General features: G+C 71.4%; 19 protein-coding genes and 1 tRNA gene. 6 read left to right on the top strand and 14 right to left on the bottom strand.

Annotated features, from left to right (window positions below; genetic code table 11):
- Positions 1-108 precede the first annotated feature (108 nt).
- Both ACYU8V_RS01760 and ACYU8V_RS01755 read left to right on the top strand, forming a co-directional pair.
- Positions 109-807, top strand: coding sequence for a uracil-DNA glycosylase (locus tag ACYU8V_RS01760; protein ID WP_460844714.1), 699 nt, complete (start codon positions 109-111; stop codon positions 805-807).
- Positions 808-835: 28 nt separating this feature from the next.
- Positions 836-1609, top strand: coding sequence for a dioxygenase family protein (locus ACYU8V_RS01755; RefSeq protein WP_460844713.1), 774 nt, complete (start codon positions 836-838; stop codon positions 1607-1609).
- On the opposite strand, the gene ACYU8V_RS01750 is transcribed toward ACYU8V_RS01755, so the two are convergent.
- On the bottom strand, positions 1606-3717 hold the full coding sequence (locus tag ACYU8V_RS01750; protein WP_460844712.1) for a hypothetical protein: 2112 nt from the start codon (positions 3715-3717) through the stop codon (positions 1606-1608). The genes ACYU8V_RS01755 and ACYU8V_RS01750 overlap by 4 nt on opposite strands.
- Before the next feature lie 91 nt (positions 3718-3808).
- Positions 3809-4096 (bottom strand): MerR family transcriptional regulator, encoded by a 288-nt coding sequence (locus tag ACYU8V_RS01745; RefSeq protein ID WP_460844711.1) that lies wholly within the window; start codon positions 4094-4096, stop codon positions 3809-3811.
- Positions 4097-4241: 145 nt separating this feature from the next.
- On the opposite strand from ACYU8V_RS01745, the gene ACYU8V_RS01740 reads away from it, so the two are divergent.
- Entirely contained in the window at positions 4242-4679 is a 438-nt protein-coding gene (locus ACYU8V_RS01740; protein WP_460844710.1) for an Hsp20/alpha crystallin family protein, read from the top strand.
- Positions 4680-4751: 72 nt separating this feature from the next.
- On the opposite strand, the gene ACYU8V_RS01735 is transcribed toward ACYU8V_RS01740, so the two are convergent.
- Genes ACYU8V_RS01735 through ACYU8V_RS01725 form a run of 3 tightly spaced genes read right to left on the bottom strand, consistent with a single transcriptional unit; the run spans position 4752 to position 8654 of the window.
- Positions 4752-6311 carry a succinic semialdehyde dehydrogenase gene (locus ACYU8V_RS01735; RefSeq protein WP_460844709.1) on the bottom strand — a complete coding sequence of 520 codons (1560 nt, stop codon included), beginning with the start codon at positions 6309-6311 and terminating at the stop codon, positions 4752-4754.
- A complete protein-coding gene (locus tag ACYU8V_RS01730) occupies positions 6308-7957 on the bottom strand; it encodes a GMC family oxidoreductase (protein WP_460844708.1) in 1650 nt (549 codons plus the stop codon). The genes ACYU8V_RS01735 and ACYU8V_RS01730 overlap by 4 nt, the downstream gene beginning before the upstream one ends.
- A 49-nt stretch (positions 7958-8006) precedes the next feature.
- Positions 8007-8654, bottom strand: coding sequence for a PadR family transcriptional regulator (locus ACYU8V_RS01725; RefSeq protein ID WP_460844707.1), 648 nt, complete (start codon positions 8652-8654; stop codon positions 8007-8009).
- 73 nt (positions 8655-8727) lie between these two features.
- On the opposite strand from ACYU8V_RS01725, the gene ACYU8V_RS01720 reads away from it, so the two are divergent.
- The gene (locus tag ACYU8V_RS01720; RefSeq protein ID WP_460844706.1) at positions 8728-9546 is read left to right on the top strand and encodes a maleylpyruvate isomerase N-terminal domain-containing protein; all 819 of its coding nucleotides are present in this window, start codon (positions 8728-8730) and stop codon (positions 9544-9546) included.
- A 15-nt stretch (positions 9547-9561) separates the two neighbouring features.
- On the opposite strand, the gene ACYU8V_RS01715 is transcribed toward ACYU8V_RS01720, so the two are convergent.
- Positions 9562-9753: a hypothetical protein gene (locus ACYU8V_RS01715; RefSeq protein ID WP_460844705.1), complete on the bottom strand. Its 192-nt coding sequence runs from the start codon at positions 9751-9753 to the stop codon at positions 9562-9564.
- 134 nt (positions 9754-9887) lie between these two features.
- Here ACYU8V_RS01715 and ACYU8V_RS01710 point away from each other — a divergent pair.
- Positions 9888-9961, top strand: a tRNA-Thr gene (locus tag ACYU8V_RS01710).
- A 17-nt stretch (positions 9962-9978) separates the two neighbouring features.
- Here the strand turns inward: ACYU8V_RS01710 and ACYU8V_RS01705 are convergent.
- Positions 9979-10254 (bottom strand): DUF2087 domain-containing protein, encoded by a 276-nt coding sequence (locus ACYU8V_RS01705; RefSeq protein ID WP_460844704.1) that lies wholly within the window; start codon positions 10252-10254, stop codon positions 9979-9981.
- Positions 10255-10271: 17 nt separating this feature from the next.
- Entirely contained in the window at positions 10272-11912 is a 1641-nt protein-coding gene (locus tag ACYU8V_RS01700) for an ABC-F family ATP-binding cassette domain-containing protein (RefSeq protein WP_460844703.1), read from the bottom strand.
- Positions 11913-12000: 88 nt separating this feature from the next.
- Here ACYU8V_RS01700 and ACYU8V_RS01695 point away from each other — a divergent pair, with 88 nt between their 5' ends.
- The gene (locus ACYU8V_RS01695) at positions 12001-12399 is read left to right on the top strand and encodes a VOC family protein (RefSeq protein WP_460844702.1); all 399 of its coding nucleotides are present in this window, start codon (positions 12001-12003) and stop codon (positions 12397-12399) included.
- Between the two features lie 8 nt (positions 12400-12407).
- Here the strand turns inward: ACYU8V_RS01695 and ACYU8V_RS01690 are convergent, their stop codons facing one another.
- The 6 genes from ACYU8V_RS01690 to ACYU8V_RS01665 all read right to left on the bottom strand — a co-directional run bounded on the left by ACYU8V_RS01690 (position 12408) and on the right by ACYU8V_RS01665 (position 18948).
- Complete coding sequence (locus ACYU8V_RS01690; RefSeq protein ID WP_460844701.1) at positions 12408-13991, bottom strand: multicopper oxidase family protein; 1584 nt, start codon at positions 13989-13991, stop codon at positions 12408-12410.
- A gap of 16 nt (positions 13992-14007) precedes the next feature.
- Positions 14008-14895, bottom strand: a complete 888-nt coding sequence (locus ACYU8V_RS01685) for a hypothetical protein (protein ID WP_460844700.1) — start codon at positions 14893-14895, stop codon at positions 14008-14010.
- A gap of 82 nt (positions 14896-14977) precedes the next feature.
- A complete protein-coding gene (locus ACYU8V_RS01680) occupies positions 14978-15757 on the bottom strand; it encodes a cupredoxin domain-containing protein (protein WP_460844699.1) in 780 nt (259 codons plus the stop codon).
- An 88-nt stretch (positions 15758-15845) separates the two neighbouring features.
- Entirely contained in the window at positions 15846-16787 is a 942-nt protein-coding gene (locus ACYU8V_RS01675) for a cupredoxin domain-containing protein (RefSeq protein ID WP_460844698.1), read from the bottom strand.
- Positions 16788-16871: 84 nt separating this feature from the next.
- On the bottom strand, positions 16872-18221 hold the full coding sequence (locus tag ACYU8V_RS01670; RefSeq protein ID WP_460844697.1) for a copper resistance CopC/CopD family protein: 1350 nt from the start codon (positions 18219-18221) through the stop codon (positions 16872-16874).
- Positions 18222-18234: 13 nt separating this feature from the next.
- On the bottom strand, positions 18235-18948 hold the full coding sequence (locus ACYU8V_RS01665) for a hypothetical protein (protein ID WP_460844696.1): 714 nt from the start codon (positions 18946-18948) through the stop codon (positions 18235-18237).
- Between the last annotated feature and the right edge of the window lie 287 nt (positions 18949-19235).

The raw sequence follows: 19235 nt of genomic DNA, 5'->3' as shown, positions 1-19235 counted from the left end.
GCTCGAGATCCGCGTCGGAGCTATGCCTGGCAGCCCCCAGCTGCTGTGCGGCGCCCCTGGGAGGGAGAGGGGCGCCTCAAGGCATTTTTGGCCGGTATCTTGGCGGCCATGGGTGCGCTCAGCGGACTGGTCGACAAGGGACTGATGGCACCGGACTGGGCCGAGGCGCTGGCGCCCGTCGAGCCGCACGTGGCCGCGCTGGGCGAGTTCCTGCGTGCCGAGCTCGCCGCCGGCCGGCCCTACCTGCCCGCGGGCGACGCCATCTTCCGCGCCTTCCGGCAGCCGCTCGCCTCGGTGCGGGTGCTGGTCGTGGGCCAGGATCCCTACCCGACGCCGGGGCACCCGATCGGGCTGTGCTTCGCGGTGGAGCGGACCGTGCGGCCGATCCCGCGGTCGCTGGCCAACATCTACCGCGAGCTGGCCAACGACGTCGGCATCGCGACGCCCGCCCACGGCGACCTGACCGCCTGGACCGAGCAGGGCGTCATGCTGCTCAACCGGGTGCTGACGGTCGCGCCGGGCGCGCCCGCGTCGCACCGGGGGCGCGGCTGGGAGCACGTCACCGCGTGCGCGATCTCGGCGCTGGTACGACGTGCGGAGGCCGGCGTACCGATGGCGGCGGTGCTGTGGGGTCGCGACGCCCAGGGCCTCAAGGCGCACCTCGGCCCGATCCCGTACGTCGAGTCCGCACACCCGTCCCCGCTCTCGGCGTCGCGCGGGTTCTTCGGGTCACGGCCGTTCACCCGGGTGAACACCCTTCTCGTCGAGCAGGGCGCCGCCCCGGTCGACTGGACCCTGCCGGAATAAAGTTCAATCTTCAACCATTGGAGTGGTCATGAACGATCTGATGCCCGCGCTGTACATCGGCCATGGCGCTCCGCCGCTGCTCGACGACCCGATCTGGTCCGGCCAGCTGGCCGCTTGGGCCGGCGACCTGCCGCGACCCAAGGCGATCCTCATCGTCAGCGCGCACTGGGAGTCGGCGCCCGTCTCGCTGTCCGCGAACGGCGCTCCCCTGGTCTACGACTTCGGCGGCTTCGCCGAGAAGTACTACCGGATGACCTACCAGACACCGGACTCCACGGCGCTGGCCGCGCGGATCGCGGCGATGATGCCCGACACCGAGCCGGTGCACCAGCACACCTCCCGCGGCCTGGACCACGGCGCGTGGGTGCCGCTGAAGATCATGTACCCCGACGCGGACATCCCGGTGCTGCAGATGTCCCTGCCCACCCACGACCCGGAGCGGCTGCTGGCGCTCGGCGAGCGACTCCGCCCGCTGCGCGAGGAGGGCGTGCTGATCATCGGCTCGGGCTTCCTCACCCACGGCCTGCCCTTCCTCAAGGACTGGCGGATCGAGGCCGACGCGCCCGGCTGGTCGACGGAGTTCGACGCCTGGGCCGGCGAGGCGATGGCCCGCGGCGACGTCGACACCCTGGCGGCGTACCGCTCGAAGGCGCCGGGGATGCCGTACGCCCACCCGACGGTCGAGCACTACAGCCCGCTGTTCGTCACGCTCGGCGCCGCCAGCGACCCCTCGGAGCCCGGCATCCAGGTGATCGACGGCTTCTGGATGGGACTGTCGAAGCGGTCGCTGCAGGTCGCCTAACGGGTCGTGCCGGTGGCGTCGCGGCCGACAACCGTGCCCGAGGCGTTGATTGCCTGCACCCGGTAGTGGCAACGGTGCGCGTGCGCCAGTCCCGCGAGGGTGACGGACCGGACCAGGGCGACGTTGTCGCTCGGCAGGGTGATCCAGGGCGTCACGTGGCCGTGCGCCGCCGTGGCGCCGTACTGCACGCGGACCCTGGTGACCTGGGCAGACGGGTTCACCGTTGCGCGGATCACGAGGCTGCTCGTCGTGCTGGTCGTGACCGGCCCGGTCGTGGCGGTCGGCAGCCAGCGGCAGACCGTGCCCGACGTCTGCAGCCGGAAGACCCGGCCGGTGACGAAGTTGTCGCCGATGATCCGTCCCGCGCAGTCGACCGCGAGCCCACCGCTCGGCGCCGTGCCCACCGGGATCAGCGGCTCGGCGACCCGACCGACCGTGCCGCTCGGGCTGACGTCGACCAGCCCCGATGCGATCCCGTCGATGTACCCGGATCCTGTGCTCGGCGCAGCGTCGAGGAGATAGCCCCCGCCTGGATACGGGGCGACACCGAACAGGAAGTCGTCCTCGACAGCCCGGCCGGGGCCGGGAACCTGGCTCAGGTAGCCGTCGTTGCGGTCGAAGCGCTCGACCGCGGTGCGATAGGGGGGTCCCTGCTGCTGGACGGGGACCAGGAGGGTGTTTCCGTCGAACCCGAGATGCCATCCCCAGACGTCCACGCGGTCCAGCGGAGCCAGCTTGAGCTGGCCCACGAAGCGACCGTCCGCCGCGAACTCGTCGACGGCGTGGTCCAGGTAGACGACGAACAGGTGTCCGTCCGCGGGTCGCACCCCGATCGAGATCGGCCCGTAGCCATCGCCTCCGGACCAGCCGCGGACGAAGCGCCCGGCCGCGTGGAACTCCAGCACCCGCTTCGCCTCGCTGTCGACGAGGTAGACCTCCCCGGCCGGGGAGACCGCGATCGACGCCGCGCTGGTCCAACGACCCGAGCCACTCGCCGGCGACGCCCATGAGGTGACGAGCCGTCCGGACGCGGTGAACTTCGAGATCGAGTCGGCTGTCGCGACGTACACGTCACCTGCGCGGTCCACGGCGACGACGCCGCCCTTCGGTCCGGCGAACCCGTCCGTGGCCGGCCCGAAGCAGTGCCCGGTCGGCGCGGCGACGCCGTCGAAGACGGCGACCCGTCCCTGCGGACCGACGGGTGCGACGTCGAGCACGTGCAGCCGGCCGATGCAGTCCACGACGACGCTGCGCGGAGCGGAGAACTCGCCGGGGCGGTAGATCTGCTCGACTCCGGTCCCGAAGTCGACATGGGCGCCGAACTGGCCCTGGTAGTCGCCGGCGCCGTCGAAGATGTCGACGCGGGAGTTGCCCGTATCGGCGATGAACACCGTCCCCGCCGCGTCCGCCGCGATGCCGAGCGGGGAGCTGACCTGCCCGGCACCCGCGCCGGTGCTGCCGAAGCGACCGACCGGGATGCCCTGGGCCGTCAGCCGCTGCACCACGCCGGCCGGTCCGTCCAACGCCAGCAGCGTGCCGCTCGGGAGGGCTGCGAGACCGGTGACGTGCGCGACGCGCGACGGGAACGACGTGATCAGGTCCCCGGTGGAGTCGAAGGCCGCGATCCGAGGCGAGGGGCCGGCGCCCGGGTCGGGGTCGTCCGCCACCCACACGACCTCCTCGTCGAACGCGGGGTCCGCCGTCTCGACGGCCATCGCCGTGACGGTCCGCCCGGCATCCCAGGTGACGGGAACGGCGCTGTCGTCGGGATAGACCCGGATGCCGTTGCCCCCCGCGAGCGCGACGAAGTCCCGGTGGCCGTCGGACGACACCGCCACCGGGGTCGGGACCGCCATCGTCCGGCTGCGCTCCCCCGCATCTGTCAGCTCGTCGACGCGGTCGGGGAAGGCCAGCTGGACGCGCCCGTCGCTGCCCGGCCCGAGCGCCGTCACGTTGGTCAGCGCCGGGATGAGATCGCTGCCCGCACGAGCGATGCCGTAGTCGAACAGCCACGTCGGCGTACCTGCGGAAGCGCGGGCCGGTGCCGAGAGCGCGCCCGCCGCCGGGATGACCGTCATCGCGAGCCCCACTACCACCCAGCGTCTCATCGCTTCCTCCTTCGCGAGCCTGGGTCGAGCCTCGTCCTAGGCCTCAGGCTGGCGCATGGGGGATGCACCCTAATTTTTGGGCCGCGCGGCCTCAGGACCGACGCGAGCGCAGGCGTGCCAGGTCCGCGCGCGCCCGCGCCAGCTCGGCCTCGAGCTCGAGGACCCGCCGGATCCCGGCCAGGTTCAGCCCGTCGGCCAGCAGCTCGCGGATGCGGTGCAGCGTGTCGATGTCGGCGCGGCTGTAGAGGCGCGTGCCGCCCGCGGACCGGTCGGGCGTGAGCAGGCCGCGCCGCTCATAGACCCGGAGGTTCTGGACCTCCATCTGGACCAGCTCGGCCGCGACCGAGATCGCGAACACGCCCCGCGCACGCTCCGACATCCGGCTCACCTCCTGAGCATCCTGCTCATCCTGAGCACGATCGTAGCTTGAACGACGGGATCAGATGATCTATAACGATCAATACAGATCGTTCACGCATCGATCTCCCCTCGACAAGCAACCCACATGCGAAGGAGGAAGCACCATGTTGCTGCGCACCACCGACCCGTTCCGTGACTTCGACCGGCTGACGAGCCAGCTGCTCGGCAACGGCACCACCAACCGCCCGGCCGTCATGCCGATGGACGCCTGGCGCCAGGGCGACAAGTTCCTCATCGAGTTCGACCTGCCCGGCGTGGCGCCCGAGAGCATCGACATCGACGTCGAGCGCAACGTGCTGACCGTGCGGGCCGAGCGCGTCGCCGGCAACGGCGACTGGCAGCGCCTCGCCTCCGAGCGCGTCCACGGCCAGTTCAGCCGCCAGCTGGTGCTGGGCGACAACCTGGACCTGGAGCACATCGAGGCGGCGTACGAGGCCGGCGTGCTCCGACTGGCCGTCCCGGTCGCGGAGAAGGCGAAGCCGCGCAAGATCCGGATCGCCGGCGTCGCCCCGTCCGAGAAGCCCGAGGCCATCGAGGCCTGATCGACCGTTCTCCCTGACGAACGCGTGGGTTGTCAGTCCGGACCCAACGCGTTCGTCAGGTACGACGGCGGGTCAGCGGATGTGGAGCCGCTTCATCATCTTCAGGCCGGACAGCATCTGCTTGACGTAGGCGTCGTAGTCCTGGCCGGGGCGGGCGCCGAGGACCTGCTTCTTGAGGACCGCGACGTTCTTGGCGTCGGTGTACTTGAGCAGGCCCTGGTCGCCGTGACGGGCCCCGACGCCGGACTTCTTGACGCCGCCGGAGGGCGAGGCCTTGGAGGCGTACGCCGTGGCGAGCGCGTCGTTGATGTTGACGTTGCCGGACTCGATCCGCGCCGCGACCTCCTCGGCCCGCGAGATCGAGCCGCTCCAGACCGAGGCGTTGAGGCCGTAGTCGGTGTCGTTGGCGAGCTTCACCGCCTCGTCGACCGTGCGGTACGGGTACAGGCCGACGACCGGGCCGAAGGTCTCGGTCGACCCGGCGAGCATGTCCTTGGTGACGCCCTCGAGCACGGTCGGCTCGAAGAACGCCGGGCCGAGGTCCGGCCGCGCCCGGCCACCGGTCAGGACCCTGGCGCCCTTGGCGACCGCGTCGGCCACGTGCGAGGCGACGCGCTCCATGTGGTCCGGGGAGACCAGCGAGCCGATCTCCGGGCCGAAGTCGTACGCCGCACCGATCCGCAGGTTGGCCGCGCGCTCGACGAGGGCGTCGCGGAGCTCGTCGTACCGGCTCTCGGGCAGGTAGATCCGCTCGATGTGCATGCAGATCTGGCCGGTGTTGCCGAAGACGCCGAACGTCGCCGACTCCACCCACTCGGCCTTGTCGACGTCGTCGAGGACGATCATCGGGTTCTTGCCGCCGAGCTCGAGGCAGCAGCCGATCAGGTTCTTCCCGGCGCGCTCGCCGATCACGCGACCGGTCGCGGTGGAGCCGGTGAACATGACGTAGTCCGCGCTGTCGATCAGCGTCGGGCCGACGTCCGGTCCCTCGCCGCAGACGACCTGGAACAGGTCCTTCGGCAGGCCCGCCTCCTCCAGCAGGGAGATGCCGTAGAGCGGCGAGAGCGCGGTCTTGTTGTCCGGCTTCACCACGACGGCGTTCCCGGCCATCAGCGCGGGGATCGCGTCGGAGAGGCCCGTGGCGAACGGGAAGTTCCACGGCGCGATGATGCCGACGACGCCCTTGGGCACGCGGACCTCGGTCGAGGAGGACACGATCGGGACCGGCCCGCCGTGCTTCTTCGGGGCGAGCAGCTTCGGCGCACGCTTGAGGTAGTGGCTGATGATCATCGGCGGGTCGCAGGTCTCCTCGATCGCCATCCGCCGGTTCTTGCCGCTCTCGGCCTGGATCAGGTCGGCGGTCGTGTGCGCGTTGTCGACAAGCAGCGCGTGCGCGCGGTCGAAGACCTCGAGCCGCCGCTTGACCGGCCACTGCGCCCACAGCTCCTGCGCCTTGCGGGCGCGCGCGAAGGCCTCCTCGATGTCCTCGGGCGTGGACTGCGGCAGCTCGACGAGTACGTCGCCGGAGTAGACCTCGGTGAGCTTCCACGTCGCGCCGGTCCGGCCGGGGACGCGGGAGACCAGGCGCTCGAGGAGCTCGTCGGTGATCGATGCGGGGCGCGGCGTACTCATGCCCGACCCAGGATGAAGTCGACGGCCCGCTCGCCGATCATGTAGCACGGAGCGTTGGTGTTGCCGCCGGTGATCGACGGCATGATCGAGGCGTCGGCGACGCGCAGCCCCTCGATGCCGCGGACCTTCAGGTCCGGGCCGACCACCGCGCGGTCGTCCACGCCCATCCGGCAGGTGCCGACGCCGTGGTAGACCGAGGTGGAGCGGTTCCTGAGTGCCGTGCGGAGCTCGGCACCGTTGGGGATCGACGGGCCCGGGTGGATCTCGGCCTTGACTCCCCCGCCGAACGCGGCGCCGGCCATGATCTCGCGGATCATCTCGGTGCCCTGGGCGAGCACCTCGACGTCGTCGGGCTCGGTGAAGTAGCCGTAGTCGATGAGCGGCGCGGCCGTCGGGTCGGCCGACGCGAGGCGCAGCGTCCCCCGGCTCTTGGGATAGATCAGGGTGGAGAAGATCGTGAGCGCGGGCCGGGGGTCCGGGATGTGCCGGATCGGCTCGTCCTGGTTCGGGCTCGGGTAGGCCCACGGCAGCATGTGCAGCTGGATGTCGGGGATGTTGGTGGCCAGCGAGCTGCGCACGAAGCCGACCGACTCGAAGACCGAGTTGTCGAGGAACGACCCGCCGACCGTGAGGTCGCGCGCCATGCCCTTGAAGAAGGTCCACGGGTTGCCGCGGTACTGCACCGACGGGACGTGGAAGCTCAGCGGGTGGAACAGGTGGTCGTGCAGGTTGTCGCCGACAGGCAGGTCCGCGACGACGTCGATGCCGAGGGCGGCCAGGTGGTCGGCATGGCCGATGCCGGAGAGCATGAGCAGCTGGGGGCTGTTGACGAAGCCACCGGAGACGATGACCTCCCTGCCCGCGCGTACGACGCGGCGGGTGCCGCCGTGCTTGCCCTGGTCGAGCACCTGGACACCGGTGGCGCGGCCGTTCTCGATGACGATCTTCGTGGCGAGGACCTCGGTCTGGACCTCGAGGCCCTGCGGCTTGCGCTGGTGGATGTGGCCGCGGGTCGAGGAGTAGCGCAGGCCGTCCTTGATGTTCTGCTGCATGCGGGAGATGCCCTCCTGCTCCGCAGCGTTGTAGTCATCGAGGATCTTCACGCCGAGGGTGTCGGCGGTGGCCTGGATGAACTGCAGCGTGGCGTCCTGCGGCGTCTTGTTGCGGGTGATCTTGATCGGCCCGCCCGCGCCGCGGTAGTCGTTCTCGCCGTCCTCGAAGTCCTCGTAGCGCTTGAACGCGGCGTTGACCTCGTCGGCCGACCAGCCGGTGTTGCCCTCGGCGGCCCAGGAGTCGTAGTTGGCGCGGTTGCCGCGCACGTAGACCATGCCGTTGACCGAGCTCGACCCGCCCATCACCTTGCCGCGCGGCGCCGGCATGCGGCGACCGTCCAGGCCCGGCTGCGGCACCGAGCGGTAGCCCCAGTCGAAGAGCCTCTCGAGCTTGGGCTCGGAGTGCATCGGGCCGATCATGCCGGGCTTCTTGGTGAAGTAGCCGTGCATGCCCTTGTCGTCGGACTTGCCGGCCTCGAGCAGGATCACGCTCGCCCCGGACTCCGCGAGCCGGGCGGCGATGATGCCTCCGGAGCTGCCGGAGCCGACCACCACGTAGTCGGCCTCGTTGCTGTACGACGGGCGCTTGGCCATGTCTCGATTCCCTCTCGCTGCCGGAACTGCGCGCTAACTGTAACGCGTTCTAGTTTCCGAACGAAAGGGTTTCGTATTCGGGATGCGCCTCGGCGATGTAGCGCCGGATCTCGGCGATGTCCGCGTCCGACGGCGGCCGCGGACCGGTCGCCTCCCAATCGGCCACACGCTCCGCGGTGGACTCCGCCCAGCGACCGAGCAGGCGGAAGAGGTCGCGGTAGAGCTCGACGAGCGGCAGCAGCAGGTGCAGCCGCTCCGGGAACGGGCCCTCCCCCTCGACGTACGGACGCATGAGGGCGGGCCCGAGGACCTCCCAGGCACCGACCTGCTTGCGCAGCACGGCGAGCGAGGCGACCACCTGCTCCGGCGTGCCCTGGTCGGCGAAGAAGAGGCGCAGCACCGCCTCCATCTCGAACACAGGCGCGGCCGGCGTCGTCCCGAGCCAGTCCTCGAGCGCATCGCGCCCCTCCGGCGTGATCGCGTAGCGGGTGCGGCTGCGCTTGCCGGCTGGCTCCTCCGCGGCATCGGCCCACCCGGCGGCGACGAGCCGCTTCAGCTCGGCATAGACGTGCGCCTCCGAGCGCGGCCAGAACAGCCGCATGCTGCGCTGGGTCTGCTGCACCAGCTCATAGGCGGTCCAGTCCCGGAGCGCGAGGAGCCCGAGAACGGCGTACGACGAAGAACTTGTCCGAACCACTCCTTGACAGTACTCCATGTTGGAGCAGTACCTTTACTCCAACATGGAGTAGTTGAATCGAGGGGGACCAGCCGTGAGCACCGACGCGATCCTGATGACCGACACCGACATCGACGAGCTCGAGGCGGCGATCAACCGTGCCCGGCAGGACTTCGTCGCGCTCGCGAGGTCGAGCGATCCGACCGCCCGGGTGGGCGAGCACTGGTCGGTGCGCGACGTCGTGGCGCACGTGTACACCGTCGCGCAGCGGTACACGAGCGTCGCGGCCACCGGCACCTACCGGCGGGCGGAGGGCCCGCGTGACCTGGACAGCATCAACGACGCCGAGGTCGCTGCCCTCGCCGACGTGCCGTACGCGGAGATCCTCACCCGCCTCGAGGACTGCGCCGGCGAGATCAGCCACTTCCTCCGCGGCGCCGTCGGGAAGGGCCGGATCTTCCCGTTCCACGGCGGCGAGTTCATCGACGCAACGTCCGGTGCGACGAACTGGATCGGCGAGCTCCGCATCCACGGCTACGACATCGCGCGAGCGGTGAAGGCGCCGTGGACGCTCCCCGAGCGCGACGCGCTGCTGGTCCTCGCCGGCGTCCAGCAGATCATCCCGGGGTACGTCGACCAGGAGCGCGCCGCCGGCAAGGACGTGCTGATCGAGATGCGGCTCCCGGGCGCCCGGCCGTGGGTCACCCACGTCGTCGACCGCACGGCGATCAGCCGGCCGCGAGCCGAGGGCGACCGGCCGCACGCCGTGATCAAGGCGCCGGCCAGCACGCTGCTGCTGTCGCTCTACGGCCGCTACGGCAACCTCGCCGCCGCGCGGCACGGACTCCAGGTCGTCGGGGGACGGCGCCCGTGGCGGGCGCTCACTTTCCCGAGCCTGTTCGAGCAGCCCTGAGCTGGCCGCCCCGCCCTACTTGGCGCGTGTCCCCCGCGGCGCGGTCTCCGCGAACCACTGCGCGAAGGTGATCCGCTGCTCCAGGTTCACGTTGCGGTTGGCCGCGGCGTAGCGGTCGACGGCGGCGTCGAGATCACGCCCGCTCCCGTCGATGAGCTCCTGGTAGGTGAGGAACATGCGGCGGCTGTAGGTCTTGGCGACGGACACGGGTGGGGGCCTTCCGAGTCGGCGGTGTGTGGCTCGCACCATGGTCGCCCATCGACGTACCGCAGCACCAAACGGGGCGTGAACGCCGACGATCTCCCGCTGACTACGATGTGCGTGTGCCCTGACAGGCACGCGCCGCGTTAACTCAGTTGGCCAGAGTGTCGCCCTTGTAATGCGAAAGCCGTCGGTTCGAATCCGACACGCGGCTCCCCCGTCCCACCCGACTCACACCGTGTCGAGGTCGACCGTCCCGCCCGACCGCCAGTAATGGCCCTCGCGCCGGGTGAGGAACCGGTCGTCGACCAGGTACCGACGCAGCGCGGCCACATCGGGATGGAAGCGGCGCAGGATCTCGTTGACCTCGGCCTCGGGGTAGACCACGCCGAGGTCGAAGGACTGCACCACGTGGTCCAGGACGACCAGCAGCTTGGAGTGCTTGGACGGCAGCGTGCGCAGGCTCCCGTCGGGGGCGAGGAACCGGGCCAGCGTGCTGTCGTCCACCCGCTCCACGGTAGCGCTCAGCGCCCCCGGACCACCCGGCGCTCGTCCCAGACCGGCTCGTCGGACTCGTAGACGGTGCCGTCGGCGCCGTACACCAGGAAGCGGTCGAAGCCGCGCGCGAACCAGCGGTCGTGGGTCACCGCGATGACCGTGCCGTCGAAGGCCGCCAGGCCGGCCTCCAAGGCCTCGGCGCTCTGCACGTCGAGGTTGTCGGTCGGCTCGTCGAGGAGCAGCAGGGTCGCGCCGGAGAGCTCGAGCAGCAGGATCTGGAAGCGCGCCTGCTGCCCGCCGGAGAGGGCCTCGAAGGTCTGTTCGGCCGCGATGGCGAGCTCGTAGCGGTCCAGGACCCGGCTGGCCTCCTCGCGCCCCATGCCCTCGCGGTGGTCGTCGCCGCGGTGCAGGATCTCGAGCAGCGTGCGGCCACGCAGCTCGGGGTGGTCGTGGGTCTGCACGAAGTAGCCGGGGTGGACCCGGGCGCCGAGGCGCGCGACGCCGGTGTGGGCGACCGGCTCGCCGGCCAGCAGCCGCAGGAAGTGGCTCTTGCCCGAGCCGTTGGAGCCGAGGACGGCCACGCGCTCGCCGTACCAGACCTCGAGGTCGAAGGGCCGCATCAGGCCGGTCAGCTCGAGGTCCTCACAGATGACCGCGCGCTTGCCGGTGCGTCCGCCGCGCAGCCGCATCACGACGTTCTGCTGACGCGGCTGCTCGGTCGGCGGCCCGGCCTCCTCGAACCTGCGCAGGCGGGTCTCGGCCGCGTGGTAGCGGCTGGACATGTCGCTGTTGTACGCCGCCTTCTGCTTGTACATCAGCATCTGCTCGCGCAGCTTCGCGTGCTCCTCGTCCCACCGCTTGCGCAGCTCCTCGAAGCGCGCGAAGCGGTCGGTGCGCGCCTGGTGGTACGACGCATAGCCACCCGGGTGGGTCCACACCAGGTTGCCGGCGGCACCCAGCTCGACGGTCACCACGCGGGTCGCGGTGTTGCGGAGCAGCTCGCGGTCGTGGCTGATCACCATGATCGTCTTCGCGCTCTCGGTGATCCGGCCCTCGAGCCAGATCTTGGACGGCACGTCGAGGAAGTTGTCCGGCTCGTCGAGGAGGAGCACGTCGTCCGGCCCGCGCAGCAGGTACTCCAGCACCAGCCGCTTCTGCTCGCCTCCGCTGAGCGTCGACAGGCTGCGGTGCCGGGCACGGTCGTAGGGGATCGACAGGGCGGCCATGGTGACCACGTCCCACGTGACCTCGATGTCGTAGCCGCCCGCGTCGGCGTACTCCCCCAGCGCGTGCGCGTAGTCCATCTGCAGCCGCTCGTCATCGGCCTCCATCAGCGCGAGCTCGCACCGGTCGACCTCGCGCGCCGCCGCCTGCACCCGGGCCGGGGCCACGCTGAGCAGCAGGTCCTGGACGGTCGGGTCGCCGATGCCGGCGACGCCGCGACCGACGCTCTGGTGCATGACCCCGAGGCCCCCGGAGCGGGTGATCGCGCCGGCGTGCGGCTGCAGCTGGCCGGTGATCATCCGCATCAACGTGGTCTTGCCGGCGCCGTTCGCGCCCACCAGGGCCACCTTGGCGCCCTCGCCGATGCGGAACGACACGTCGTCGAGCAGCACCCGGCCGTCGGGCAGCTCGTAGCGCACCCCGGCGACCTCGACATGACCCACGGCCGACAGTGTTCCACCGGGACCGGCACGGCCGCGCCCGATTTCCTGAGGCAGGCGCGCTGTCGGTGGTGGGTGGCAGGGTCGGGACATGGCCTCCCACCCGACCTTGAGATCCGTCGTCCTCGACTGCCTCGACGTGCACGAGCTGGCCGAGTTCTACCGCGCCCTGACGGGGTGGGACTACCCCGCCGGCTACGACCCCGCCGACTTCGACGACTGGCTGAGCATCATCGGGCCCGAGGGCGTCCGGATCTCGTTCCAGCAGGTGCCGGAGCTGCGTGCCACGACCTGGCCGTCGGGCGAGGTGCCGCAGCAGGCGCACCTGGACTTCCTGGCGGCGACGCGCGAGGAGATGGAGGAGCAGCACGAGCGTCTGCTCGCCCTCGGTGCGGTGGTGCGCCTGGACCGCACCGAGGATGCCGAGGAGCCGCTGCGGGTGTACGCCGACCCGGCCGGCCACACGTTCTGCGTGTTCACCCACCCCTGACCGGCGGCTCAGCGGATCAGGTAGGTCGCCATCATCCCCATGTCCTCGTGCTCGAGGTTGTGACAGTGGAACAGGTAGCGACCGCGGAAGCTGGCGAAGCGCACCACGATCCGGACGGTGTCGTTCGGAGTGAGCGGCACCACGTCCTTGAGCGCGGCCGGGCCGTCGTCACCCAGGACCCGGAAGTGTGTGTTGTGCAGGTGCACCGGGTGCTCGAGGTCCGAGCGCAGCTCCCAGATCTCGACGTCCCCCTGCCGCGGCGCCGCCGCGACCACGTCGGCGGCGAACATCTCGCCGGCGATCAGGAACATCGCACCGCCGTGCATCGGCACCCGGGAGAAGGTGAACCGCCGCGTGCGCACGGCCGCGCCGGCGTCGATGGACGGTACGTCGCCCAACCGCTCCGGCGGCTGCCACGCCGGACGGTCGTCGTCGGCCACGACCCGGAACTGCAGCAGCTGGGTCGTGTGCTCGGAGGCCAGCTCGTTGGTGAGGACCACCCGGTCCCCCACCGCGTAGCGGGAGAAGTCGACGACCACGTCGACCCGCTCCGCCGGGCTCATCAGGAAGCTGCGGATCACCATCGGCGCCGCCATCAGGCCGCCGTCGGTGCCGATCTGGACGAACGGCTCCCCCGCCCCGGGCAGCGGATCGAGGGTCAGGTGGTAGCGACGTGCGTTGCTGGCGTTGGCGATGCGGAGGCGGTAGGTGCCGCGGCGTACCTCGACGTAGGGGGCGTGCATGCCGTTGACGAGGGCGACGTCGCCGAGCACCCCGTTGCCCCACTTCGGCAGCACCCCCATCCGCCGCGTCAGCGTGGGATCCATCGCCGGGTACAGCAGCTCGCCCGAGGGGCCGAAGGAGCGGTCGGTGAGGATCAGCGGGATCTCGTGGTCGCCGTCGGGCAGGCCGAGCGCGGCCTCCTCGTCGTCGCGGTGCAGGTGCATCCCGACCAGGCCCTTCCACACCTGCGGGGCGGTGAAGTCCATCCGGTGGTCGTGGTACCAGAGCATCGAGGCGCGCTGCGGGAGCGGGTACACCTGCTCCTGGACGCCGTGGTGGATCCGGCCCCCGGGGTGGATCGGGTGGGTCCAGCCGCCGCGCGGCAGGACCAGGTCCAGCGGGTAGCCGTCCGACGGCGACGGCGTCAGCCCGCCGTGCAGGTGGCGCACGACCGGCACCGGCAGCTCGTTGGTGAGCCGCACGCTCATGCGCCGGCCGCGGTGCGACTCGAAGAGAGGGCCGGGGAACCCGCCGTCGTACCCCCAGATCGGGGTGGTGAGGCCGGCGATGATCTCCGCCTCGCCGGGCTTGGCGACCAGCTCGTAGAAGTCGGTGGTGGCGTCGCTGCGGACCGGCGGGAGCGGGCTCGCCGGCGGCAGCGGGCGGGTGAACCGGGGCGGCAGGGTGAGCTGGCTGTTGAGCAGGAACCCGGTCTGCGCGAACTCCTGCCGGCCGGTGAGCGGGCCGGCCGCCGGCACGGCTTCCGGTGCGCGGCGGGCCCCACACCCGTCGAGCACCGGAAGCACCGCGACCATGGCCGCGCCGCCGGCCGTGCTCAACAGCCGGCGACGCGAGATCCCTGGTTCCACCGCTGGTTCCGGCGGATCAGCTGACGGTCAGCGCGGTGGCCATGCCGAGGTCGAAGTGCCAGATCGGGCCGCGCGAGCCCATGATCAGGTTGCCCTTCTTGTCCATCAGCGGCACGTGGCAGAACACGATGTAGCGACCCGGCTTGAGGTCCACGTTGAGGTACGACGTCCCCTTCGGCGCGACCAGCGTGAGGAACGGCGCCCCGGCCGCCACCTTCGCGAACTGCTTGTCCGGCAGGTCGAGGAGGTCCTTCGGCCTGGTGGTGGCGTCCTTGACCCGGACGAACGTCATCTCGTGGAAGTTGCCGGACTGACTGGTGATCTTGATGCTGTGGGTGCCGGCCGTCATCGTCGCGGGCACGCCCCGGTAGTGGAACATCGGGGTGTCGCCCTTCTTCATGGGCGCCATCTCGACGATCCGCGCGTCGGTCTCCGGGAAGCCGCAGGTCGTCACGCCCGCCACGCCCGGGGCGAGCAGGCTCGCCTGGAAGTCGTCGGCCTCGAGCAGCTTGAAGTTCTTCGTCGACGTCGCCTCGTCGATCGTGCTGGCGACCGACGTCGCCGCGGCCCGGGCCCGGCCGGTCGTGCCGCCCGCGATCGTCTTCATCGCGGTCTCGACCTTGGCCAGCACCTTCGGGCTCGGCGGGCCGTCGCCGTGGCCCATCTGCGGGATGAGGACCGGCACCTTGAGCAGAGCCGCGCACGCGGCGGTCTGCTGGGCGCTCAGCGTCGGCGTCGACGACGCCACTGACGCGGGATCGGTGGCGTTGCTGGTGTCGTCCTGGGAGCCGCACCCTGCGGCGGCGGCAGAGACCAGCGCGGCGACCGAGAACGCAGCGGCGAGACGGGCATGGGTCTTCACGGTGTCCCCCAGGAAGTGTCGGGTGCCGGGTAGCTCCGGCACGTCCACTCTCCCGTCGCCGTCGTACGACGTCAGGGGGGTTAACCCCCCAAAGACCGGGGGCAGGCACGAGTCATCGACGCGCCTACGAGACCGGCACCTTGTCGACCGCCGGCAGGTCGACGGCGGTGTCGTGATCGGCGGCGTCGGCCCGGTGGTCGCCCCCGGGAGCGGGCGCCGGGTCGGCGGGAGCGAGCAGCGGCCGCTCGGGGCGCGAGGTCAGCAGCAGCAGGCAGAACACCACCACCGCGACCGCGAGCCCGGCGACGAGCAGCAACGGGTCCAGGGCGGCGTCGGTCCCCGGTGTGACCACGGACGGGGCCGGCGCGGCGGTCGGCGCTGCCGCGGGCTGCTTCGCCGGCTTCGTGCCGCCCCGGGCGGCGTGCCTGGGGGCGGAGCGGCCGGAGTGGGTGGTCGTCGTCGTACCGGCCGCGGACTGGTGCTGCGCCGGTGGCTGCGCTGCCGGCTGCGCGGCGGGCGGGGCCGGGGCGGCGGCCACCGTCACCGTCGCGCGCATGTCGGGGTGCACGCTGCAGATGTAGGAGTAGGTCCCCGGGGCGCTGAAGGTGAAGCTCCAGCTCTGGCCCTGCGAGAGCATCGGCGAGTGGAAGCTCGCCGGGCCGTTGGTGACCTCGACGTCGTGGCCGACGCTGTCCTGGTTGGTCCAGGTGATCGTGTCGCCCTGACGGATGCTCATCGAGCCGGGCTGGAAGGCGTACTGCTTGATGGTGATGGTGTGCTGCGCCGCATGCGCCGGGCTCGCGCCGAGGGCGAGGGCGCCGAGCAGCGCGGTGAGGACGGTGGCGACCAGCACGGCCGCGCGGGTGCGGGCGGCCGGGGTGCGTGCGGGAGACGGGTGGGACATGCGGACCCCTTCGACGTGGGAGGGACGGGTGCCCGGCCCGGCCGACGGATCGTCGGCCGGGCCGGGCAGGTCGGGCAGGTCGGACCGGTCAGCAGCTCTCGCTTCCGACGAGCGGAGCGACCATGTTCTCGATCAGGACGGTGTGGGTCTTGACGTACTGGTCGAGGTTGAGGATGTCCCCGGCCTGCTGGCCGAGTCCCTCGTCGAGGTGGCCGGCGTAGACGTGCTGGAGGAACGTGTTCAGCGTGTCCTCACCGCCCCCGACCAGGGGCTTGAGCAGGTTCTCCACCAGGACCGTGTGGGTCTTGGCGTACTGGTCCACGTTCGAGATGTCCCCGGCCTGCTGGCCGAGGCTCTCCTCGAGGTGGCCGGAGTACACGTGCTGCAGGAAGGTGTCCAGGGCGACCCGGGCACCGGTGCAGTCGGTGCTGCCCCCGCCCATGCCGCCCATGCCACCCGTGCCACCCGTGCCACCGGTCCCGCCGGTGCCCCCGGTGCCACCGGTGCCACCGGTGCCGCCGGTGCTGGTGCCCGTGACGGTGACCGTCGCCTTCATGTCCGGGTGGACGGCGCAGTAGTAGGAGTAGGTCCCCGCCTTGGTGAAGGTGTAGCTGAAGGTGTCGCCCTTCTGCAGGTTCGGGGAGGTGAACTTCACCGGCCCCGAGCTCACCGTGACGGTGTGCGGTGCGGTGTCCATGTTGATCCACGTGACCGTCTGGCCGACCTTGACCTTGGCGGCCGGCACGGAGAACGCGTAGTTCTGGATCTTGATGGTCAACGCGCTGGCGGGCGCCTTGGAGCTCGCGGGCCGGGCCGACGACGCCGACCTCACGACGGCGCGACCGGTGGCCGACCGCGCGGTGCTCGTCGAGGTCTTGGTCATCGCCAGGTGGGCCGATGTCTGTGCCTGACTCGCCGAGCCGATCTGGCTGAGCGAGAAGACCGCGGCCGCTCCGGCGGCCACGAGTGCCACCGTCAGGCGCCACTTCCCTGCCGACGGCATCCGGGGCTGGGGCTGGTCTGGTCTCATGGTGGGAGCCTTTCCGTGCTGCATTGGTGCATGGGTGGTGCGGAGGTGCCCGGCCCCGTTGCCGAGCGGATCGTGGGGGGTGCCTCAGACACCCGGGCTCGAGGTCACGAGCACGCTCGCGGCCGACAGGACGCCGATCGCGAGCACGGCCTCGACGGCCACCGAGGTGGCGAAGGAGCGTGCCGATGCGGTGCTGCCGGCGGCGACCGCCCGGTCCAGGGAGCGGTCGACCCAGCGCTTGCTGCCCATCGCCGCCGCCATCACGGCGGCGAACAGCGCGAGCTTGACCAGCAGCACGTGGGCGTAGTGCGTCGACCAGAAGTGCTCGATCGGGGTCGCCAGCTCGTAGAGCATCACCAGCCCGGAGGCGACGATGGCCCCGACGGCGATCATGGCGACCTTGGAGTACGACGGCACGACCGCCGCGAGCTGGCGCAGGTCGCGCCGCGGCAGCAGGCCGATGCACAGCACCAGTAGCCCGCCGAGCCACGCGCTGACGCCGCTGAGGTGCAGGAAGTCGGCGACGGCACCCAGCCACGGGGTGGCCGCGTGCGTCGCGTGGGCCGTCATGCCCGTCGTACGGATCAGGCCGAAGGCGACGACGACGGCGCCCACCCGCCAGGCGGTGTTCGCGACCGCGGCGCGGCCCTCGCGCAGCAGCGCGGTGAGGACGATCGCGGCGAGCACCCAGAACAGCAGCAGCCCCGTGGTGGCGCGGGCGTAGTCGCTGATCAGCACGTCGCCCACCGACGCCGTGGGCAGTCGCTGGACGTCGACCCACAGCCCGAGCAGGGCGGCCAGCAGGCCGGCCAGGACCGAGCCGCCCAGCATCATCCGGGTACGCCGCTCGTCGGCGCCCTCGCGCCACAGCAGCGCGACGAACAGCAGCCCGCCCAGGAAGATCGCCGCGGCGAGGTAGCCGACGACGTGCGACAGCACCGACCAGCGGTCGAGGGCGGCGGTGTCGGGTCCGGAGGGGTCGCCGGCCGCCGGCGTACCGGCCAGGGACGCACCGGTGGCGCCACGGACCTCGAAGAAGATGGTGCCGCTGCTGGCGTGCCCGTCCTCGGCGTCGATGTTGCTCCACGACAGCAGCACGCGGCGTGCGCCCTGTGCCGGCGTGAGGTCGACCCGGGCCGCCGTCGGGTCGCCCGCGACCCGCTGGATCGCGAGCTTCCGGCCGTGGAAACGGACGGTGAGGTCCTGCGGCCCGCCGATCTCCTCCTCGAAGGTCAGCGTCGCCCAGTGCGGGACGGCCTTGACGGTGGCCCCGTTCGCCGGAGTGGACCTCGTGAGCTCGTTGTGGGCCTGGGCCGGCGAGCCCGCGATCCCGATGCCGAGGACGGCGAGGATCGCGACGAGTGCGGCCAGAAGCAGGCGGACGGAGGTGCGGGGCGTCACGGTCGGCATCACGGTCGGCATCACGGTCGGCATGGACATCTCCTCGTCAGCAGGTGCTGTCGCCGACGAGCGGCTTCAGCAGGCTCTCGATGAGCACGGTGTGGGTCTTGACGTACTGGTCGGTCTTCAACAGGTCGGCGACCTGTTGGGAGGGCGACTCCTCGAGGTGGCCGGCGTCGATGTGCTGCAGCAGGACCTCGAGGTCGCTGGAGGCGCCGCCCAGCAGCGGCTGGAGCAGGTTGCCGAGGAGCGTGGTGTGGGTCGCGGCGTACTGGTCGAGGTCGAGGAGGTCCGCGACCTGCTGGGTGGGCGACTCCTCGAGGTGGCCCGCGTCGACGTGCTGGATCAGGGTCCGGAGCATCGGGCGTACGCCGGTGCAGCCGCCGCCCGCACCGGCCGGCGAGGAGGGCGGGCTGCTCGGCCCGGAGGTCGGTGCGGGCGACGTCGGGATGGTCGTCGGGGAGGTCGTCGGGGACGCCGAGGCGGGCGAGGCGGCGGCCGTGGGACCCGAGCCCGCCGGGGCCACGGCCGGACCGGACCCGACGTAGTGGTGGGCCGGCATCGCCATCGGGGATGCGGCCGCCGGGCGTGCTGCGGGCCGGGTGGTCACCGGCGCGGACCCGGCCACGACGCTCCCCGCGACCGGCAGGGTCAGCCCCCATCCCGAGGCGTAGCCGACCACGACGAGGGCTGCGCCGGACAGAGCGGCGGCGACCGCGGCGTGCCTCCGCGTCACGGTGGTGGGGACGTCCAGGCTCATCAGACCTCTTTCCGGTCGTATTCCGGTCGTTGCTGGTCGGGTGTCTCGGCGGGAGCGGTGCGCGAGAGCGGCGGCACCGGATCACCGGTGCCATGACAAGGACGATGTCGAACGGATCCGGCGGTCCGATTTCCCGACCATCACGGTTCAGTTCCGTTGTGCGCACGTTCCTCGCGGCCCGACGGGAGGTGTCGGCAACCCCCTCGTCATCGAAGGGGGCGGCGCTGGTCATCCCTGTTACCTCGGGTACGCCGCAGCGCCCGCTCCGCGTTAACGGGCCGCCTGTC

The sequence above is a fragment of the Nocardioides ultimimeridianus genome (assembly GCF_054777895.1).
Note: the sequence above shows the minus strand (reverse complement) of the source record. Positions and strands in the feature narration are given on the sequence as shown.

What these genes read in the sequence shown, in the direction of transcription:
- ACYU8V_RS01750 (WP_460844712.1), bottom strand. Translation starts at nt 3,717, where the DNA reads ATGAGACGCTGGGTGGTAGTGGGGCTCGCGATGACGGTCATCCCGGCG.
- ACYU8V_RS01675 (WP_460844698.1), bottom strand. Translation starts at nt 16,787, where the DNA reads ATGAGACCAGACCAGCCCCAGCCCCGGATGCCGTCGGCAGGGAAGTGG.
- ACYU8V_RS01680 (WP_460844699.1), bottom strand. Translation starts at nt 15,757, where the DNA reads ATGTCCCACCCGTCTCCCGCACGCACCCCGGCCGCCCGCACCCGCGCG.
- ACYU8V_RS01665 (WP_460844696.1), bottom strand. Translation starts at nt 18,948, where the DNA reads ATGAGCCTGGACGTCCCCACCACCGTGACGCGGAGGCACGCCGCGGTC.
- ACYU8V_RS01670 (WP_460844697.1), bottom strand. Translation starts at nt 18,221, where the DNA reads ATGCCGACCGTGATGCCGACCGTGATGCCGACCGTGACGCCCCGCACC.
- ACYU8V_RS01695 (WP_460844702.1), top strand. Translation starts at nt 12,001, where the DNA reads ATGGCCTCCCACCCGACCTTGAGATCCGTCGTCCTCGACTGCCTCGAC.
- ACYU8V_RS01730 (WP_460844708.1), bottom strand. Translation starts at nt 7,957, where the DNA reads ATGGCCAAGCGCCCGTCGTACAGCAACGAGGCCGACTACGTGGTGGTC.
- ACYU8V_RS01760 (WP_460844714.1), top strand. Translation starts at nt 109, where the DNA reads ATGGGTGCGCTCAGCGGACTGGTCGACAAGGGACTGATGGCACCGGAC.
- ACYU8V_RS01735 (WP_460844709.1), bottom strand. Translation starts at nt 6,311, where the DNA reads ATGAGTACGCCGCGCCCCGCATCGATCACCGACGAGCTCCTCGAGCGC.
- ACYU8V_RS01755 (WP_460844713.1), top strand. Translation starts at nt 836, where the DNA reads ATGAACGATCTGATGCCCGCGCTGTACATCGGCCATGGCGCTCCGCCG.
- ACYU8V_RS01740 (WP_460844710.1), top strand. Translation starts at nt 4,242, where the DNA reads ATGTTGCTGCGCACCACCGACCCGTTCCGTGACTTCGACCGGCTGACG.
- ACYU8V_RS01745 (WP_460844711.1), bottom strand. Translation starts at nt 4,096, where the DNA reads ATGTCGGAGCGTGCGCGGGGCGTGTTCGCGATCTCGGTCGCGGCCGAG.